We start from the raw sequence: 15,023 nt of genomic DNA, 5'->3' as shown, positions 1-15,023 counted from the left end.
CCAGCGCCGTCGCCGGCCGCCGAGGAGATGCCATGTCCGTCGTACGCCCCGCTCTCGACCGTCGTACGCTGCTGCGGGCCGGCCTCGGCGCGGCCACCGTCGCGGTCGTCGGGTCCGACCTGGCCCTGCCCGACGCCGCCTGGGCCGCCGCCCCCGGCGCGGACCTGGACTGGATCATCGGCTGCGACGGGTGGGACGCCCGCCCGCCGGCCGACCCGCTGTCGGTCAGCACCATCCCCACCAACAAGATCATCGTGCACCACATGGCCTTCCCGAACGTCACCGACTACTCCCGCGAGCAGGCGGTCACCCTGGCCCACGACTGCCAGGACCTGCACATGGACGGCAACGGTTGGTCCGACACCGGCCAGCACTTCACCATCAGCCGGGGCGGGTACGTCCTGGAGGGACGGCACGGCAGCCTGGAACGGCTGCGGGCCGGCGACCGGCAGATGGTCTCGGCGCACTGCCCCGGCGAGAACGGCCGGGCCATCGGCATCGAGAACGAGGGCACCTACGTCACCGACACCCCGCCGCAGGCGCTGCTCGACTCCCTGGTCCGGCTCTGCACCACCATCTGCCGGCAGTACGGCCTGCACGCCCACGACATCTTCGGCCACTGGGACTTCCGCGTCACCCAGTGCCCCGGCGCGCAGTTCTACCGCCTCTTTCCGGCAGTGCGCCGGGAGGTCTTCCGCCGGCTCGGCACCCGGCTGACCGACGTGCCGGCCCGCCGCTGGCCCGACCTGTGGCGCTTCGTCAACGCCCCCGGCGTCCAGGTCGCCCAGTACCTGCTCGCCCACCGGGGCTATCCGGTCACCCCGAGCGGCACGTTCGACGCCGCCACCGTCGCCGCGGTCGGCGACTGGCAGGCCCGCAACGGCATCCCGGTCGACGTTGACGCCACCCTGACCGCCCCCACCTGGGAGACCCTCGCGCCGGAACTGGACCGCGACGCCACCGGCCTGCCGGTGCAGGCGGTGCAGTTCATCCTGAACTGGAAGGGCTACGCCGAGGTCACCGTCACCGGCAGCTACGACCGGGCCACCCGCCGCGCCGTGCAGGACCTCCAGGCGCTGCACGGCCTGCCCCGCACCGGCCGGGTCTCCACCGACACCTGGTGCGCGCTGGTCGGCGGCATCGTGCGGCAGTCGCTGCGGCGCTGACCACCCGCCACGCGGCCAGGGGCGTTTGGGCGGCGGCGGCAGCGGAGAATGTGGCCGGCATGACGTGGGCCCGCCGCACCGCACCCGTGATCGCCGCCGCCGTCGCCGGCCTCGCCGCCCGCGACGTCCTGCAACGTGACCATGCGCTGCTGCGCAACTTCCCGCTGGTCGGGCGGGCCCGGTACCTGCTGGAGGCGATCGGGCCGGAGCTGCGCCAGTACATCGTCGCCGGCAACGACGAGGAACGGCCGTTCACCCGGGACCAACGGCGGTGGATCTACGCCTCGGCCAAGCAGGAGAACAACTACTTCGGGTTCGGCACCGACAACGACATCGAACGCAGCCCCGGCTACCCGATCATCAAACACCGCACGTTCGCCCGGACCGTACCGTCGTCGGTTCCGACCGCCGGGCACGACGTACGGCTGCCGGCGGCCAAGGTGCTCGGTGGGCCACGCGGACGGGCGAAGGCGTTCCGTCCCGGGTCGGTGGTCAACATCTCCGGGATGAGCTTCGGCTCGCTGTCCGGCAACGCGGTGTCCGCCCTCAACCAGGGGGCGGCGCTGGCCGGCTGCCTGCAGAACACCGGCGAGGGCGGGCTGTCGCCGTACCACCGCCACGGCGGCGAGCTGGTCTTCCAGCTCGGCACGGCGTACTTCGGCTGCCGCGACGCCCGGGGCCGGTTCGACCTCGCCCGGCTGCGCGACCTGGTCGCCGGGGCACCGGTGCGCGCCCTGGAGATCAAGCTCAGCCAGGGCGCGAAACCCAGCCTGGGCGGGCTGCTGCCCGGGGCGAAGGTGTCCGCCGAGATCGCCGCCACCCGGGGCATCACCCCCGGGCAGGACTGCGTGAGCCCGTCGCGGCACGCCGAGTTCTCCGACTGCGACAGCCTGCTGGACTGGGTGGAGTTGCTGGCCGCCGAGACCGGGCTGCCGGTCGGCATCAAGTCCGCCGTCGGCGACCTGGGGTTCTGGGAGGAGCTGACCACGCTGATGCGCGACACCGGCCGGGGCGTCGACTTCGTCACCGTCGACGGCGGCGAGGGCGGCACCGGCGCCGCACCGCTGATCTTCACCGACTCGGTGTCGCTGCCGTTCCAGCAGGGCTTCGCCCGGGTCTACCGCACCTTCGCCGAGCGGGGGCTGCACGAGCAGACCGTGTTCGTCGGCGCGGGCAAACTGGGCCTGCCGGACAATGCCGTGGTGGCGTTCGCGCTCGGCTGCGACCTGGTCAACGTGGGCCGGGAGGCGATGCTGGCGATCGGCTGCATCCAGGCGCAGAAGTGCCACACCGACACCTGTCCCACCGGCGTGGCCACCCAGAACGCCTGGCTGGCCCGGGGCCTGGACCCGGCGCGCAAGTCGGTACGGGCGGCCAACTACATCGGCACCCTGCGCCGGGACCTGGTCAAGGTGGCCGAGGCGTGCGGGGTCGAGCACCCGGGGCTGATCGACACCGACGCGGTCGAGATCCTCGACGGCCGGACCTCGGCCCGGCCGCTGCGGGAGGTCTACGGCTACCAGCCGCAGTGGGGGTTGCCGTCGGCGGCCGACCGGGCGGAGATCACCCGGCTGATGGCCGGCGAGGCGCCCCGGGGCGGCAGCGCCCCGCCCTCCGCCACCGCCCGGCGCTGACCCCGGTTCAGGCAGCTCAGCACACTTTTTCGAACATGTGTGCGAGCATGGTCTGGTGTCGACCGGAGCCAGCATCCTGCACGCCGACCTGGACGCCTTCTACGCCTCGGTCGAGCAGCGCGACGACCCCCGCCTGCGCGGCCGACCGGTGATCGTCGGCGGCGGGGTGGTGCTGGCGGCAAGCTACGAGGCGAAGGCCTGCGGGGTGCAGAGCGCGATGGGTGCCCGGCAGGCCCGGCGGCTGTGCCCCACGGCGGTCGTGGTGCCGCCGAGGATGGCCGCGTACACGGCGGCGAGCCGGGCCGTGTTCGCCATCTTCCGGGACACCACCCCCTGGGTGGAGGGGCTCTCCGTCGACGAGGCGTTCCTCGACGTGGGCGGGCTGCGCCGGCTCAGCGGGCCACCCGTGCAGATCGCCGCCCGGCTGCGCCGGACGGTCCGCGAACAGGTCGGGCTGCCGATCACCGTCGGGGTGGCCCGGACCAAGTTCCTCGCCAAGGTCGCCAGCGGGGTCGCCAAACCGGACGGGCTGCTGGAGGTGCCACCCGACGGTGAGCTGGCGTTCCTGCACCCGCTGCCGGTGGAGCGGCTCTGGGGGGTCGGCCCGGTCACCGCGGCGAAGCTGCGCGCCCGGGGTCTGCACACCGTCGGGCAGGTGGCCCACCTCGACGTCCCGGCCCTGGATTCGCTGCTCGGCGCGGGTGCGGGCCGGCACCTGCACGCGCTGGCCCACAACCGCGACCCACGGCCGGTGCAGGTGGGCCGCCGCCGGTCGTCGATGGGCGCGCAGCACGCCCTGGGGTCCGGGCCGCACTCCCCCGCCGACGTCGACGCGACGCTGGCCGGGCTGGTCGACCGGGTGGCCCGCCGGATGCGGGCCGCCGGCCGGGCCGGCCGGACGGTGACCCTGCGGCTGCGGTTCGCCGACTACACCGCGGCCACCCGGTCGCGGACCCTGCGCCGGGCCACCGACCGTACGGCGTCGCTGCTGGCCGTCGCCCGGTCACTGCTGCACGCCGCCCGCCCCGAGCTGGCCCGGCGGGGGATCACCCTGCTCGGGGTGGCGGTGGGCAACCTCGACGACGCCCCGGTGCAGCCCGAACTGCCGTTCACCCCCGACCGGGAGATCGAGCTGGACACCGCCGTCGACGCCGTCCGGGACCGGTTCGGGGCGGCGGCGCTGACCCGGGCCACCCTGCTCGGCCGCCGTCCCGGCCTGGAGATGCCCCGATTGCCCGACTGATCCGTCGGGGCTTTCCCGGCACCGTCGGTTCGGGCATCCTGGGTCGATGGGAGAGGTACTGCCGATGCCCAGCTTCGGTGACCTGTTCACCGACGTGCGGGCCGACGAACGGACGATGCGGGTCAGCTACCACCCGGAGCGGGGCGCGGTGGTGCTGTCCCTGTGGAGCGGCACCACCTGCCGGGGGTCGTTCCGGATGGCCGTCGACGACGTGTCCCGGCTGCGCGCCGTGCTCGCCGAGGTGGAGGCGTCGCTCACCCCGACCACGGTGCTGCCGGTCGTACCGCCCGCCGCCGGTCCGGCCACCGCCCGGGTCGCGCCCCGGTCACCGGCCGTCGACCAGACCGGCGACATCTCGGGCACCGCCCACCGGGGCGTGCTGCCGGTCCCCCGGGTGGCCTGACCGCTCCGGCCGCCCCGCGCCGTTCACCAGGCGCAGGGCGCGTAGTCCTTGAGGAAGCAGCCGTACAGTTCCTCGCCCCGCTCGCCACGCACGATCGGGTCGTACACCCGGGCGGCTCCGTCGACCAGGTCCAGCGGGGCGTGGAACCCCTCGTCGGCCAGGCGCATCTTCGTCGGGTGCGGGCGCTCGTCGGTGATCCAGCCGGTGTCGACGCTGGTCATCAGGATGCCGTCGGCGCGCATGTCCTCGGCGCTGGTGCGGGTGAGCATGTTCAGCGCCGCCTTCGCCATGTTGGTGTGCGGGTGCCCCGCACCCTTGTAGCCCCGGGCGAACTGCCCCTCCATCGCTGACACGTTCACCACGTACGCCCGCCCGGTCGGTGCGGCGGCCAACGCCGGCCGCAGCCGGCTGACCAGCACGAACGGGGCAGTCACGTTGCACAGCTGCACCTCGAGCAGCTCGACCGGGTCGACCTCGTGCACCCGCTGCACCCAACTGTTGGTGTCCCCGAGGTCAGGGGCGAGCCCACCGGCGTCGACGGCGGTGGCGGCGGCGATCCGCTCCGGCGTCGCGGACCGGCCGGTCAACGCCAGCGCGGTGAGGGCGTGCGGGGCGATGGTGGGCGTCGGCAGGGTGCCCTCGGGCAGCGCCAGGGTGACGCCCCGGCCGCCGGTGAAGGTGAGCAGTTCCGGCAGCGGCCCCTCGGGCAGCGCCGCCGACTCGGCGGCGACCAGGTGGGCGTACGCACCTGGGGTACGGCGTACGGTCTGCGCGGCGTTGTTGATCAGGATGTCCAGCGGACCCTGCGCGGCGACCGAGTCGGCCAGCGCCACCACCTGGGCGGGATCGCGCAGGTCGATGCCGACCACGCGCAGCCGGTGCAGCCAGTCGGCGCTGTCCGGCATGGCGGTGAACCGGCGGACCGCGTCGTGCGGGAACCGGGTGGTGATCGTGGTGTGCGCGCCGTCGCGCAGCAGGCGCAGCGCGATGTACATGCCGATCTTGGCGCGGCCCCCGGTGAGCAGCGCCCGCCGCCCGGTCAGGTCGCACCGGGCGTCGCGGCGTTCCCGGTTGACGGTGGCGCAGTCGGGGCAGAGCTGGTGGTAGAACGCGTCCACCTGGCGGTACCGGGTCTTGCAGATGTAGCAGCCGCGCGGGTTGATCAGCGTCCCGGCGGTGTCCCCGGCGGTGGGCGAGGCCAACGGGATGCCCTTGGTCTCGTCGTCGATCCGCCCCGGGGCGCCGGTGGCGGTGGCGGCCGTCACCGCCCGGTCGTGCGCCAGGACGGCGTCCCGCCGCTCCTCGCGCCGCCGCTGCTTCACCATCTTGAACAGCCGGGCGGTGGCCCGCTGCACCCGTACCACGTCCGGGTGGTCGCTGGGCAGCGACTCCAGCGCCGCGAAGACCCGCAGCGCGGCCGCCAGGTCGCCCTGGTCGACACCGGGGGCGCCGGCGTCGGGGACCGGTTGTCCGACGTTGTCCACCGTCATGTCCGCTATCGTCCCGCCCTCGCGTCCGGGGCCGACCGCCGGCCCGACCCGGGAACTCTACGCACCCGGGCCGGGCCGACGCGACGTCCGCGCACGGCGGCGGCGGTGAGCTGGGCCACGGCCCCATCCGGAGCCACGGCCCGAGCCCGCCCGTCAGGGCAGCCTGATGTTCTTGGTGTTCGGGAAGCTGTACGGGCAGGACGCCGACGAGCCGGCGCCGACCACGACATAACCGGCGGGGATCGGCGAGGCCGAGCAGATGGTGGTGATGCCCGTGGTGGACGGGGTGGTGATGGTCCAGGTGTTGGGGAAGCTGTAGGGACAGGACGCCGACGAGCCCTGCGCGACGATCACGAAACCGGACGGCAGGGTGGACGCCTTGCACATCACGCTCGCCGAGCCGGTCGGCGGGATCTTGATGGTCCACGTGTTGGGGAAGCTGTACGGACAGGACGCCGACGACCCCTCCGCCAGGATCACGTAGCCGGTCGGGATGGTGGAGACCTTGCACACGACGGTGGTCGAGGTGGTCGACGGCGTGGTGATGGTCCACGTGTTGGGGAAGCTGTACGGGCAGGACGCGGACGACCCCTCCGCCACGATCACGTAGCCGGCGGGGATCGGGGAACTCTTGCAGATCGTCGTGGTCGCGGCGCTGGCCGGCGTGGCGACGGTGACCGTGGCGGCCACCCCCGCGAGCAGGACGGCGAGGGCGGCCAGGACGGCGCGCAGGGGGGTGGTCGTTCCCGGGCCCCGCCGCCGCAGCGGCAGGCCCGTCCGGGCGATCCAGTTCACGCGGGATTCCCTTCACTCACAGGGTGCGCGACTACCGAGGGCATCGTTGCCAGTACGCGCTGTGAGCATAATGGACGCTCGGGGGCCGCCCGGCAACCCCCGGCCCTGATCGGAGCAATCAGGGGCGGACAGCGGCACCGCCGGACGCCAGGCTCCCACCGACGGGACACTGCCGCGCGTAACCGGTTGATACCGTGTCGGTGACGTCGGGTCGGTCGACCACGGCGGGCCGACGCCACCGGGCGAGGTGGCGTCGGGGCCACTGTCCCCTGGGGAGGGTCGGATGTGGGCGGACGAGTCGGCACTGGACGCTGCCGCACGCCGGCTCGACGAGTGGGAGTCCTCGCTCGTCGGGCAGGCGGAGCGGGCACGGGCCCTGTCGGTCAGCGCACAGGCGTTGACCGGCACCGCCCGCAGCTCCGACCGCACCATCGAGGTCACCGTCGACTCCACCGGCCTGCTGGTCGACCTGCGGCTCGACGAACAGACCCGGCAGCGCTCCGCCGCCCACACCGCCCGGCAGATCATGGCGACCACCCGGGCCGCCCGCACCGACCTGCTGCGGCAGCTCACCGAGGCCACCACCCGGGCCCTCGGCGTCGACGACCCGGCCACCCGGGCGATCATCGAGTTCCACCGGCGGCGACTCGACACCGGGGCCGGCACGCCGGATGCCCGGCGGTGACCACATCCGGGTCGACCCGGACGACCTGAACCGGCACGCCGCCCACCTCGACCGCTGCGCCGACAGCCTCGACACCGCCCAAGGGGCCGGCCGGCACGTCCGGCTCGACGCCGACGCGTACGGGCAGCTCTGCGCGATCATGCCGGCGCTGCTCGACGGCCTCCAGCAGACCCTGGTCGACGGCGTCGGCACCGCTGCCGGATCGGTCCGGGACACCGCCGCCAAGCTGCGGTCCAGCGCCGTGGGCTACCGGGCCACGGACAGCCGGGCCGCCCGACACCTCGACCGGATACGGGACGGCCGGTGACCGGCAACCCGCTGGTCGCCACCGCCTCGGACGCCGGCCCCAGCGCGTGGGCCGGGATCTGGATCTGCGAGGACATCGAACTCATCGCCCAGGGCGTCCGCGCCGGCAGCTGGATCGACGGCAGCCTCGGCGTGGTCAGCGCCGGCCTGGACGCCCTCGCCCTGGTCTCCGACCCGGTCGGCGCCCTGCTCCAGTACGGCATCGCCTGGCTCATCGAACACGTCAGGCCGCTCAGCGAAGCCCTGGACTGGCTGGCCGGCGACCCCGCACAGATCACCGCCCACGCCCAGACCTGGCGCAACGTCGCCGTAGCCCTCCGGCAGGACGCCGCCGAACTGACCCACGCGGCGCGTACCGAGGTCGCCGACTGGGCCGGCAGCGCCGCCACCGCCTACCGGGCCTGGGCCGCCGAGCAGCACCGGGCGATCACCGGCCTCGCCGAAGGCGCCGACACCCTCGCCGCCGCCACCGAGGGTGCCGCCGGGCTCGTCGCGGCCGTCCGGCTCCTCGTCCGCGACGCCATCGCCGCCTGCGTCTCCCGCCTCATCGTGTACGCGGGCGAACTGCTCGCCACCGGCGGGCTCGCCACGCCGTGGGTGGTGGAGCAGGTGACCACGCTGGTGGGATCGTGGGCGGCCCGGATCGCCCGGCTGCTGCGCGGGCTGCTGGCGAGCCTGCGGCGGTTGCTGCCGGAACTACGCCGCCTCGGCGGCCTCATCGAAAAGCTCAAGCAACTCCTCGGCCGGCTTCACCGCAACTATCCGGCAGGAGGAAGGGACGCGCCTTCTCCCGCCACTCCCCGCAGCCCCGAGCCGCCGCCGCATCTGGACGAGGAAGAACGGCTCCGCGCCCTGGGCATGGATCCGGCGACCGGCAGATTCCGGCCCGGTGAGGCCGAGACGGCTGCCCGGCTGGAGCGGGAGTTGGAGGTGACGTTGTCCCGGGCACCGGTGGGCTCGTCCGCCGATTGGGTCGACGGCAATGGACGCACCTACGATGCGGTCGGCAACTTCCCAGGCCATTACTTCGACCAGCAGTGGCCTCAATTGCAGTATCAGATCGCGCGCCATCTGACCAAGGCCGACCTCGTACCGGTCGACGTTTCGCAGTTCTCAGCGGAGCAGATCGCTACGATCGAGCGGTTCATAGCGGATCGCGGCCTTGGCCCGCGAGTGTTCCTTGTGGGGAAATGATGGCTGGCCTCATCGTACTGAAGCCCGGCGTCGACTGGACGGCGACCGGCGGACTGTTCGACTGGACGTTGGAGTTCCTCGTCGCAAGGCTCTCCGACAGGCAGGTCGCCGACCAACTCCGAGAGGTCGTCGACAACAACCTCGGCTCGGTCTGGGTCCACGAGTTGCCACCCGCCGCGCAGGCAGAGATCGTCAGTCACTGGCGACGCGATCTGGTGGCCGCCGGCAATCACGAACTGCCGGAGAGTAAGGACAAGCCCGGCGTGGTCCGCCACCTTCAGGAACTGGTGGACGCCACCTACTCCGCCGGCTATCCCGACTGACATGCAACGGCGTCGCGACGCCTGACGCTTCCGCTGCGACGGACATGGCCTGGTCAGCGTGATGAGGCGGAAGACGCGTTGCACCGCCTCGGCTACCACCGGCCCTGACCATCGCACGTCGCATGACCGCCGACGATGAGGCGCGGCCTGCCGGGTGCCCGGCTCACTGACCGGTACGATGTGTGCCATGAGTTCGGAGGCGGTCGGCAGACATATGCCCCCTGTCGTGACGCTCGACGATCTCACCGCGATGATGGCTGCGGACGAACACCACCGGTACGAGATCAGTCCCGAGGGAGTCCTCTCGATCATGCCGCCGCCGGGATACGCCCATGCCATCATCGCAACCCGGCTGATGCTGTGGCTCGCTCAGGGCGGCGTACCGGCGGACCGGGTCGCCCAAGCGGTCGGGTTGCGCATTCCGGGACGGCACGGCGGCGTCGGTGGACGTATTCCGGACCTGGTGGTGTGGAGCAAGGAACAGGCCGACGGGGTCTGGCTTCCGGTGGCCGACGTACTGCTCGTCATCGAGATCGTCTCACCAGGTTCCGAGGGGGTGGACACCGTGACGAAGCGCAGCGAGTACGCCGCCGCACGAATTCCCCAGTACTGGATGGTCGATCAGGACCAGGCGCAGACGGTGACGATGCACCGTCTGGACGGCGACCAATACACCCTCCGAGCCACCATGCCGCTCGCCTGGGTCCTCAACACCGATCCGGCGGAACACGATCTCGGCTGACAGCGACGCCCGCACCGTCGGCCGTCAGCAGCGCCGTACCAGATACCACGGGTACGGCGCTGCGAAGTTCCTGTCCTCGGGCTATGGCGGGCGTCGGCCCAGGCGCGGTCGCGCAGCCGTTACCGCGAGTCGCAGCGTAGGCGGCTGAGGTTCCGACCAGGCCACGAACAAGGCGGCGAGCAGCACGATTGCGCTGGGCTCGTCGCCCCCGCTAGCCGAGCCCTCCGGCGAACGGTGTCGACCGCCACTGGTCGAGCATGCCGCCGAGGGCGTCCGCCAGCATCGGCAACTGGGGGGCCAGGGCGAGACAGGCGACGCCCCGCAGGATCCCCACCGCCGTGACGAACCGCAGCACCCCCTCGTCGAGGTCCCGCATGGTCCGGCGCTGCGCCGCACTCCGGTAGGCGGCTTCCCCTTCCGGGCCGACGCCGACGACGTCCCACTCGACGGGCCCCAGCGTCACCATCTCGAAGTCGGCGTAGCGGTACCCGTCGACCCCGGCGACCATGTTGACGACCGGGGAGTCGCCGTGGACCGGTTGCAGGTCGACCCCGGGGAACGTCTTCTCGAACAGCTCGCGGGAGCGTACGAGTGGTGCCAGCACCTGCCATTCCCGGCGGGCGCGGTCCAGGTCGGCCGGGTCGATCAGGTCGGGCTGGCCGTCGAGCGCGACGAGACCGTCCTCGACGAACTGCGGTTCGGCGGCGGACAGGAACGACAGCTCCCCCGGATAGTCGCGCAGCGCGGCGTGCAGTTCGGGTACGAGGCCACAGTTCGCCACGTAGTCGGGTTCCCCGGCCGGGGCCAGCTCGATCAACTGCCAGAACGTCATCGAGAAGCCGTCGTGCCGGACGGGTTCGCGGGGCACGAGGGGGCTGGGCGGGATGACCGGGACGCCCCGCTCGGTGAGCCATGCCGTCACGTCCAGTTCCGCCCGCTGCCGACCGGCCACACTGTCGAGGTCCGCATAGGCGGGCAGGACGGTGGGCACCCGGGCCACGACCGGCGACGGCGCGAGGTGCACGACCACGGAGAAGGCTTCGTATAGGACGTGCGGGTCGGTCACGTCGAGCCCTTGGGCGCGTCCGGCGTGGACGGCCGCGTCGACCGCACGGCGGGTACGGTGGGCGATCTGCTCCGGGGTCAGGAAGCTCTGCATACCCCCATCCTTCCGCACGCACCCGACGGGTCGGGGTCTCCGTCCGCGCCGCGCCGACGACACGAATGCCGGTGTGCCTCACCGGCCCCGATCCTCGTCGAGGCTCCACGGTCATCGGGGCCGGTCATCCGGGGTGCAGCTCCTCGCCGATCGTGAGGATCAGCCGGCGTGACTCCTCCTCGTCCAGCGCCACCCCGTCCAGGCCCGCCCAGACCTGCTCGTAGGCGGCCCACTCCGCCGGCCGGTCGAGGTAGAGCGCCCCGGTCAATGACTCCTGGTAGACCACCGGCGGGTCGGGGTCGGCGCGCAGGCCGAGCGGGAATTCCAGCAGCACGAACGAGCCGGTGAGCGCCCCGTCGTGTGCCCCGGCGGCCAGCGGCAGCACCCGGATCGACACCTGCGGCAGCCGGCTCGCCTCCGCCAGGTGCCGGAGCTGTCCGGCCGTCACCGCCGCGCCGCCCACCTTTCGCAGCAGCACCGCCTCGGCGAGCAGCACCTCGTAGCGCGGCGGTCGGGGCAGTCGCCGCCGGAGCAGGTCCTGCCGCCGCAGCCGCGCCTCGACCGGCTGTTCCCGCTCCTCGCCGGTCGCGCCGGGCCGGTGCGGGCAGGTCGCGGCGGCGTACTCCCGGGTCTGCAACAGGGCGGGGACGAGCGCCCCGGCGTGCTCGCGGAGCCGGCACGCGGCGGACTCCAGGCCGCCGTAGAGGTCGAACCATTCGGGTACAGGGTCGCCGTACGCGTGCCACCAGCCCCTCCCCCGCGTCTCGCCGGCCAACGCGACCAGCGCGGCGGTCAGCGCGCGCCGCGCCCCGTACAGCTCGCACATGGCCCGCACGTCGACCGCGCGCACCATGCCGAGGCCGCTCTCGATGCGCCACATCTTGTGTCGGCTGCACTCCAGCGCCTCAGCCGCCGCGTCCAGCGTCATGCACGCCGCGATGCGCAGCTCCCGCAGCACCCGCCCGAGGTGCCGGCGCGGCACGGACGAGCCGGTGGCCTCAACCATCGGAACCCGCCCGCCGCTGGCGGGGCACCCGCACCCGGTAGCGGTCCGCGCGCTGGTTGGGCGTCTCCCCCGCCCGCCGCGCGTGACCGAGCGCGCCGTCGCACCGCGACGTCACCACCCCATCGGGTACGACGCCCTCGACCGTCCTGCGCCGCCAGCGCCCCGGATCGTTCCCGTCGGGCACCACCTGCCCGGTCAGGTCCACCGCGACCGTCCCGGCCCGCAGAAACCACTTCCACCGCCTACCCATGCCGCCTCCCTCGCCGACTTGGAGAGATCCTAGCAAGCTTGTAAAGCCTGTAAAGACAGCATGGGGATGCTTTATACGTCCCCGAAATCGGCTGCTTTGCTGACCTCATGCCATACGCACAGCCACTCTGGCGACAGATCAGAGATGACCTGCGCGCGAAGATCAAGGCTGGCATCTACCCACCAGGGAGCAAGCTTCCCTCTGCGCGTCTCCTGGCCGAGGAGTACGACACGAGCCACGTGACCATCCGCCGTGCTCTCGACTCGATGATCGAGCTTGACGAACTGGTCGGCCGCGCGGGCATCGGTGTCTTCGTCGCTGGCCCGCCGCAGCAGACCGCGTAGCCCACTGCTCGACGAACCCGCAGGTCAGGGGTTCGCGCTGCCGTCTCCGAGGCGGTCGAGGTTGGCCAAGAGCGCTTCGATCTCGGCAAAGGCTGGACCGCCGCCTGCCTGGCCGGTGCGCTCGACCGTCAGTACCTGATGGACAGCGTCTTCCCGGTCGACACCCCGTAAGGCCGACCCCGGCCACAGCAGCGGGGGCGGGCTGCTGCGCAGGGCGGTGGTCCTCACCTGTCGGATGGGCGGCGGGTGCCGGTGACCACCGTGCGGGGCAGTCGCCCCGCGCGGGAATGACCGGCCAGGGTGTCGCCGTCCACCACCACGTCGAAGTCGAGGTGCAGGCGCATCGGCCGGGTCACCGACTGTCGCCAGGTCACCCGGGGGCCAGCGCAGGTCACCGCCGTCAGCGCCACGGTTTCCGCCGCCGTCGACGCGGTGCCGGCGGGCACCCCGCCGGTGTCGTGGAAGACGTAGGTGGCGCGCAGCGTGCCGATGGGGGTCTTCAGGCTGACGTCCCAGGTGCCGATGACGGGATGTGCCACCGTTTCTCCTCAGACCGTCACGGGGAGGTGGCCGGCGGCACGCCACACGGTGCCGCGTCGCTCGTAGGCGAAGAGGGTCTCCACGGCGTGCGCGACCCGGGGGCCGAACTCCCGTTCCAGGATGTGCAGCCCGAGGTCCAGGCCGGAGGTGACGCCGCCCGCGGTGACGAGGTCGCCGTCGTCGACGACCCGCGCCGGCACCGCGTGTACGCCGGTGGCGTCGAGCACGTCCATGCCGAGGTGGTGGGTCACCGCGTGGCGGCCCTCGATCAGGCCGGCCATGGCCAGGGCGAGCGACCCGCCGCAGACGGCCGCCACCGTCACGTCGGGGTTGTCGAGGGCGGCGCGCAGCAGCGGTACGGCCGCCGAGTCGGCGAACCGGGCCAGCAGCACGGGGATGGTCACCGCACCCTCGTCGGGGTCGCCGGTGCTCGGCCCGCTGGCACCGGGCACCACGACGTAGCCCGGCCGGGTCGGGTCCAGCGGCGCGATCGCCCGCAGCGTCAGGCCACGGGTGCCGCTGACCACCTCCCTCGGACCCTGCGCCGAGACGAGTTCCACCGCCAGGGCGTCGCCGACGGTGTCGCCGCCGGCGGCGAGGACCTCGAAGGGCGCGATGACGTCGAGCGGGTCGAATCCGTCGAACAACACGATCTGTACCAACATGCCACCGATCCTCGACCGCACCGCCTGAACCGGCCAGTGGCACGATTGCCATCGTCCGACTGTTTCTTGCCGTCCGCCGACGATCCCGGGGAGGTGCCGTCGTGCACACCGTGCTGGTCCTCGCGCTGCCGGGCACGATCGCGTTCGACCTGGCCACCCCGATCGAGGTGCTGGGCCGGGTGCGGTTGCCGGGCGGCCGGGCCGGCTACCGGGTGCTGGTCTGCGGCGGCGAGCCGGTGGTCGACGCCGGCCCGCTGCGGCTGGCCGTCGACCACGGCCTCGACGCGCTCACCGACGCCGACACCGTCATCGTGCCGGGCCGGTACGACCCGGCCGCGCCGGTGCCCGGCGCGGTGCTGGACGCGCTGCGGGCGGCTGCTGCCGCCGGCGTCCGGATCGCCTCGATCTGCGTGGGCGCGTTCACCCTGGCCGCCGCCGGGTTGCTCGACGGTCGACGGGCCACCACGCACTGGGCCGCCGCCGAACTGTTCCAGGCGATGTTCCCGGCCGTCCGGGTGGACCCGGCGGTGCTGTACGTCGACGCCGGCCAGTTCGTCACCTCCGCCGGAGCGACGGCGGGCGTGGACATGTGCCTGCACCTGGTCCGCCGTGACCACGGGGCTGCGGTCGCCGCCGACGCGTCCCGGCAGGCCGTGGCCCCGCTGCACCGCGACGGCGGGCAGGCGCAGTTCATCGTGCACCCGGGCGCGGACCCCGGCGGGGCGGGCCTCGGCCCGGTGCTGCAATGGTGGGAGTCGCACGCGAACGAGCGGCTGACCCTGGCCGACGTGGCCGCCCGGGCCGGGCTCAGCGTGCGGACGCTCAACCGCCGTTTCCACCAGGAGACCGGCCTCACCCCGATGCAGTGGGTCGCGACCGTGCGTATCCGCCGGGCTCAGGAGCTGCTGGAACGCACCGACCACGGGGTCGACCGGATCGCCCACCTGGTCGGTTTCGCCTCACCGGCGCACTTCCGGGTGCAGTTCAAGCGGCTCAGTGGAGTGTCACCGCAGGTGTACCGCAGGACTTTCGTCGCCGGGTCGGTGCCCGGCTGAGCGGGCGAACCGCCGCGCCCCCG

General features: G+C 73.0%; 19 protein-coding genes. 11 read left to right on the top strand and 8 right to left on the bottom strand.

Annotation, left to right across the window (positions count from 1 at the left end; genetic code table 11):
* The first annotated feature begins 32 nt into the window (after positions 1-32).
* From ACN267_RS08345 to ACN267_RS08330, 4 genes are read left to right on the top strand one after another with little or no spacing between them, the layout of a single operon-like run.
* A complete protein-coding gene (locus ACN267_RS08345) occupies positions 33-1,166 on the top strand; it encodes a peptidoglycan-binding protein (RefSeq protein WP_421488343.1) in 1,134 nt (377 codons plus the stop codon).
* Positions 1,167-1,225: 59 nt separating this feature from the next.
* The gene (locus ACN267_RS08340) at positions 1,226-2,800 is read left to right on the top strand and encodes an FMN-binding glutamate synthase family protein (RefSeq protein WP_204959726.1); all 1,575 of its coding nucleotides are present in this window, start codon (positions 1,226-1,228) and stop codon (positions 2,798-2,800) included.
* A gap of 55 nt (positions 2,801-2,855) precedes the next feature.
* Entirely contained in the window at positions 2,856-4,043 is a 1,188-nt protein-coding gene (gene dinB / locus ACN267_RS08335; protein WP_421488342.1) for a DNA polymerase IV, read from the top strand.
* 46 nt (positions 4,044-4,089) lie between these two features.
* Positions 4,090-4,446, top strand: coding sequence for a hypothetical protein (locus ACN267_RS08330; RefSeq protein ID WP_421488341.1), 357 nt, complete (start codon positions 4,090-4,092; stop codon positions 4,444-4,446).
* A 23-nt stretch (positions 4,447-4,469) separates the two neighbouring features.
* Here ACN267_RS08330 and ACN267_RS08325 read toward each other — a convergent pair whose 3' ends face one another.
* Positions 4,470-5,936: an SDR family NAD(P)-dependent oxidoreductase gene (locus ACN267_RS08325; RefSeq protein ID WP_421488340.1), complete on the bottom strand. Its 1,467-nt coding sequence runs from the start codon at positions 5,934-5,936 to the stop codon at positions 4,470-4,472.
* A 153-nt stretch (positions 5,937-6,089) separates the two neighbouring features.
* Complete coding sequence (locus ACN267_RS08320; RefSeq protein ID WP_421488339.1) at positions 6,090-6,731, bottom strand: hypothetical protein; 642 nt, start codon at positions 6,729-6,731, stop codon at positions 6,090-6,092.
* A gap of 283 nt (positions 6,732-7,014) precedes the next feature.
* Between ACN267_RS08320 and ACN267_RS08315 the strand changes: the two genes are divergently transcribed.
* From ACN267_RS08315 to ACN267_RS08295, 5 genes are all read left to right on the top strand, one after another.
* Positions 7,015-7,416, top strand: coding sequence for a YbaB/EbfC family DNA-binding protein (locus tag ACN267_RS08315; RefSeq protein ID WP_421488338.1), 402 nt, complete (start codon positions 7,015-7,017; stop codon positions 7,414-7,416).
* Positions 7,403-7,723, top strand: a complete 321-nt coding sequence (locus ACN267_RS08310) for a type VII secretion target (RefSeq protein WP_204959720.1) — start codon at positions 7,403-7,405, stop codon at positions 7,721-7,723. The genes ACN267_RS08315 and ACN267_RS08310 overlap by 14 nt, the downstream gene beginning before the upstream one ends.
* Positions 7,720-8,916, top strand: a complete 1,197-nt coding sequence (locus ACN267_RS08305; protein WP_421488337.1) for a WXG100 family type VII secretion target — start codon at positions 7,720-7,722, stop codon at positions 8,914-8,916. Before ACN267_RS08310 ends, ACN267_RS08305 begins: the two co-directional genes overlap by 4 nt.
* Positions 8,916-9,239, top strand: coding sequence for a hypothetical protein (locus ACN267_RS08300; RefSeq protein WP_421488336.1), 324 nt, complete (start codon positions 8,916-8,918; stop codon positions 9,237-9,239). The genes ACN267_RS08305 and ACN267_RS08300 overlap by 1 nt, the downstream gene beginning before the upstream one ends.
* Positions 9,240-9,426: 187 nt before the next feature.
* Positions 9,427-9,981 carry a Uma2 family endonuclease gene (locus tag ACN267_RS08295; RefSeq protein WP_239485754.1) on the top strand — a complete coding sequence of 185 codons (555 nt, stop codon included), beginning with the start codon at positions 9,427-9,429 and terminating at the stop codon, positions 9,979-9,981.
* 211 nt (positions 9,982-10,192) lie between these two features.
* Here the strand turns inward: ACN267_RS08295 and ACN267_RS08290 are convergent, their stop codons facing one another.
* The 3 genes from ACN267_RS08290 to ACN267_RS08280 form a co-directional block, all read right to left on the bottom strand.
* Entirely contained in the window at positions 10,193-11,140 is a 948-nt protein-coding gene (locus tag ACN267_RS08290; RefSeq protein WP_421488335.1) for a hypothetical protein, read from the bottom strand.
* Between the two features lie 124 nt (positions 11,141-11,264).
* A complete protein-coding gene (locus tag ACN267_RS08285) occupies positions 11,265-12,146 on the bottom strand; it encodes a helix-turn-helix domain-containing protein (protein WP_421488334.1) in 882 nt (293 codons plus the stop codon).
* Entirely contained in the window at positions 12,139-12,396 is a 258-nt protein-coding gene (locus ACN267_RS08280) for a hypothetical protein (RefSeq protein ID WP_421488333.1), read from the bottom strand. Before ACN267_RS08280 ends, ACN267_RS08285 begins: the two co-directional genes overlap by 8 nt.
* A 107-nt stretch (positions 12,397-12,503) precedes the next feature.
* Here ACN267_RS08280 and ACN267_RS08275 point away from each other — a divergent pair, with 107 nt between their 5' ends.
* On the top strand, positions 12,504-12,740 hold the full coding sequence (locus ACN267_RS08275; RefSeq protein ID WP_281897368.1) for a GntR family transcriptional regulator: 237 nt from the start codon (positions 12,504-12,506) through the stop codon (positions 12,738-12,740).
* Positions 12,741-12,764: 24 nt separating this feature from the next.
* Here ACN267_RS08275 and ACN267_RS08270 read toward each other — a convergent pair whose 3' ends face one another.
* From ACN267_RS08270 to ACN267_RS08260, 3 genes are read right to left on the bottom strand one after another with little or no spacing between them, the layout of a single operon-like run.
* Positions 12,765-12,968 carry a hypothetical protein gene (locus ACN267_RS08270; RefSeq protein WP_421488332.1) on the bottom strand — a complete coding sequence of 68 codons (204 nt, stop codon included), beginning with the start codon at positions 12,966-12,968 and terminating at the stop codon, positions 12,765-12,767.
* Entirely contained in the window at positions 12,965-13,279 is a 315-nt protein-coding gene (locus ACN267_RS08265) for a hypothetical protein (protein ID WP_421488331.1), read from the bottom strand. Before ACN267_RS08265 ends, ACN267_RS08270 begins: the two co-directional genes overlap by 4 nt.
* A gap of 9 nt (positions 13,280-13,288) precedes the next feature.
* Entirely contained in the window at positions 13,289-13,945 is a 657-nt protein-coding gene (locus ACN267_RS08260) for a DJ-1/PfpI family protein (protein WP_421488330.1), read from the bottom strand.
* A 101-nt stretch (positions 13,946-14,046) separates the two neighbouring features.
* Here ACN267_RS08260 and ACN267_RS08255 point away from each other — a divergent pair, with 101 nt between their 5' ends.
* Positions 14,047-15,000 (top strand): GlxA family transcriptional regulator, encoded by a 954-nt coding sequence (locus ACN267_RS08255; RefSeq protein ID WP_204959704.1) that lies wholly within the window; start codon positions 14,047-14,049, stop codon positions 14,998-15,000.
* Positions 15,001-15,023 lie beyond the last annotated feature (23 nt).

The organism is Micromonospora sp. WMMD734 (assembly GCF_049178975.1).
Taxonomy (GTDB): Bacteria; Actinomycetota; Actinomycetes; order Mycobacteriales; family Micromonosporaceae; genus Micromonospora; species Micromonospora wenchangensis.
Note: the sequence above shows the minus strand (reverse complement) of the source record. Positions and strands in the feature narration are given on the sequence as shown.

Bases quoted from the DNA above. Each gene is read 5' to 3' on its own strand.
- ACN267_RS08315 (WP_421488338.1), top strand. From the start codon at position 7,015: ATGTGGGCGGACGAGTCGGCACTGGACGCTGCCGCACGCCGGCTCGAC.
- ACN267_RS08275 (WP_281897368.1), top strand. From the start codon at position 12,504: ATGCCATACGCACAGCCACTCTGGCGACAGATCAGAGATGACCTGCGC.
- ACN267_RS08295 (WP_239485754.1), top strand. From the start codon at position 9,427: ATGAGTTCGGAGGCGGTCGGCAGACATATGCCCCCTGTCGTGACGCTC.
- ACN267_RS08340 (WP_204959726.1), top strand. From the start codon at position 1,226: ATGACGTGGGCCCGCCGCACCGCACCCGTGATCGCCGCCGCCGTCGCC.
- ACN267_RS08325 (WP_421488340.1), bottom strand. From the start codon at position 5,936: ATGACGGTGGACAACGTCGGACAACCGGTCCCCGACGCCGGCGCCCCC.
- ACN267_RS08280 (WP_421488333.1), bottom strand. From the start codon at position 12,396: ATGGGTAGGCGGTGGAAGTGGTTTCTGCGGGCCGGGACGGTCGCGGTG.
- ACN267_RS08260 (WP_421488330.1), bottom strand. From the start codon at position 13,945: ATGTTGGTACAGATCGTGTTGTTCGACGGATTCGACCCGCTCGACGTC.
- ACN267_RS08310 (WP_204959720.1), top strand. From the start codon at position 7,403: ATGCCCGGCGGTGACCACATCCGGGTCGACCCGGACGACCTGAACCGG.
- ACN267_RS08330 (WP_421488341.1), top strand. From the start codon at position 4,090: ATGGGAGAGGTACTGCCGATGCCCAGCTTCGGTGACCTGTTCACCGAC.
- ACN267_RS08300 (WP_421488336.1), top strand. From the start codon at position 8,916: ATGGCTGGCCTCATCGTACTGAAGCCCGGCGTCGACTGGACGGCGACC.
- ACN267_RS08345 (WP_421488343.1), top strand. From the start codon at position 33: ATGTCCGTCGTACGCCCCGCTCTCGACCGTCGTACGCTGCTGCGGGCC.
- ACN267_RS08285 (WP_421488334.1), bottom strand. From the start codon at position 12,146: ATGGTTGAGGCCACCGGCTCGTCCGTGCCGCGCCGGCACCTCGGGCGG.
- ACN267_RS08290 (WP_421488335.1), bottom strand. From the start codon at position 11,140: ATGCAGAGCTTCCTGACCCCGGAGCAGATCGCCCACCGTACCCGCCGT.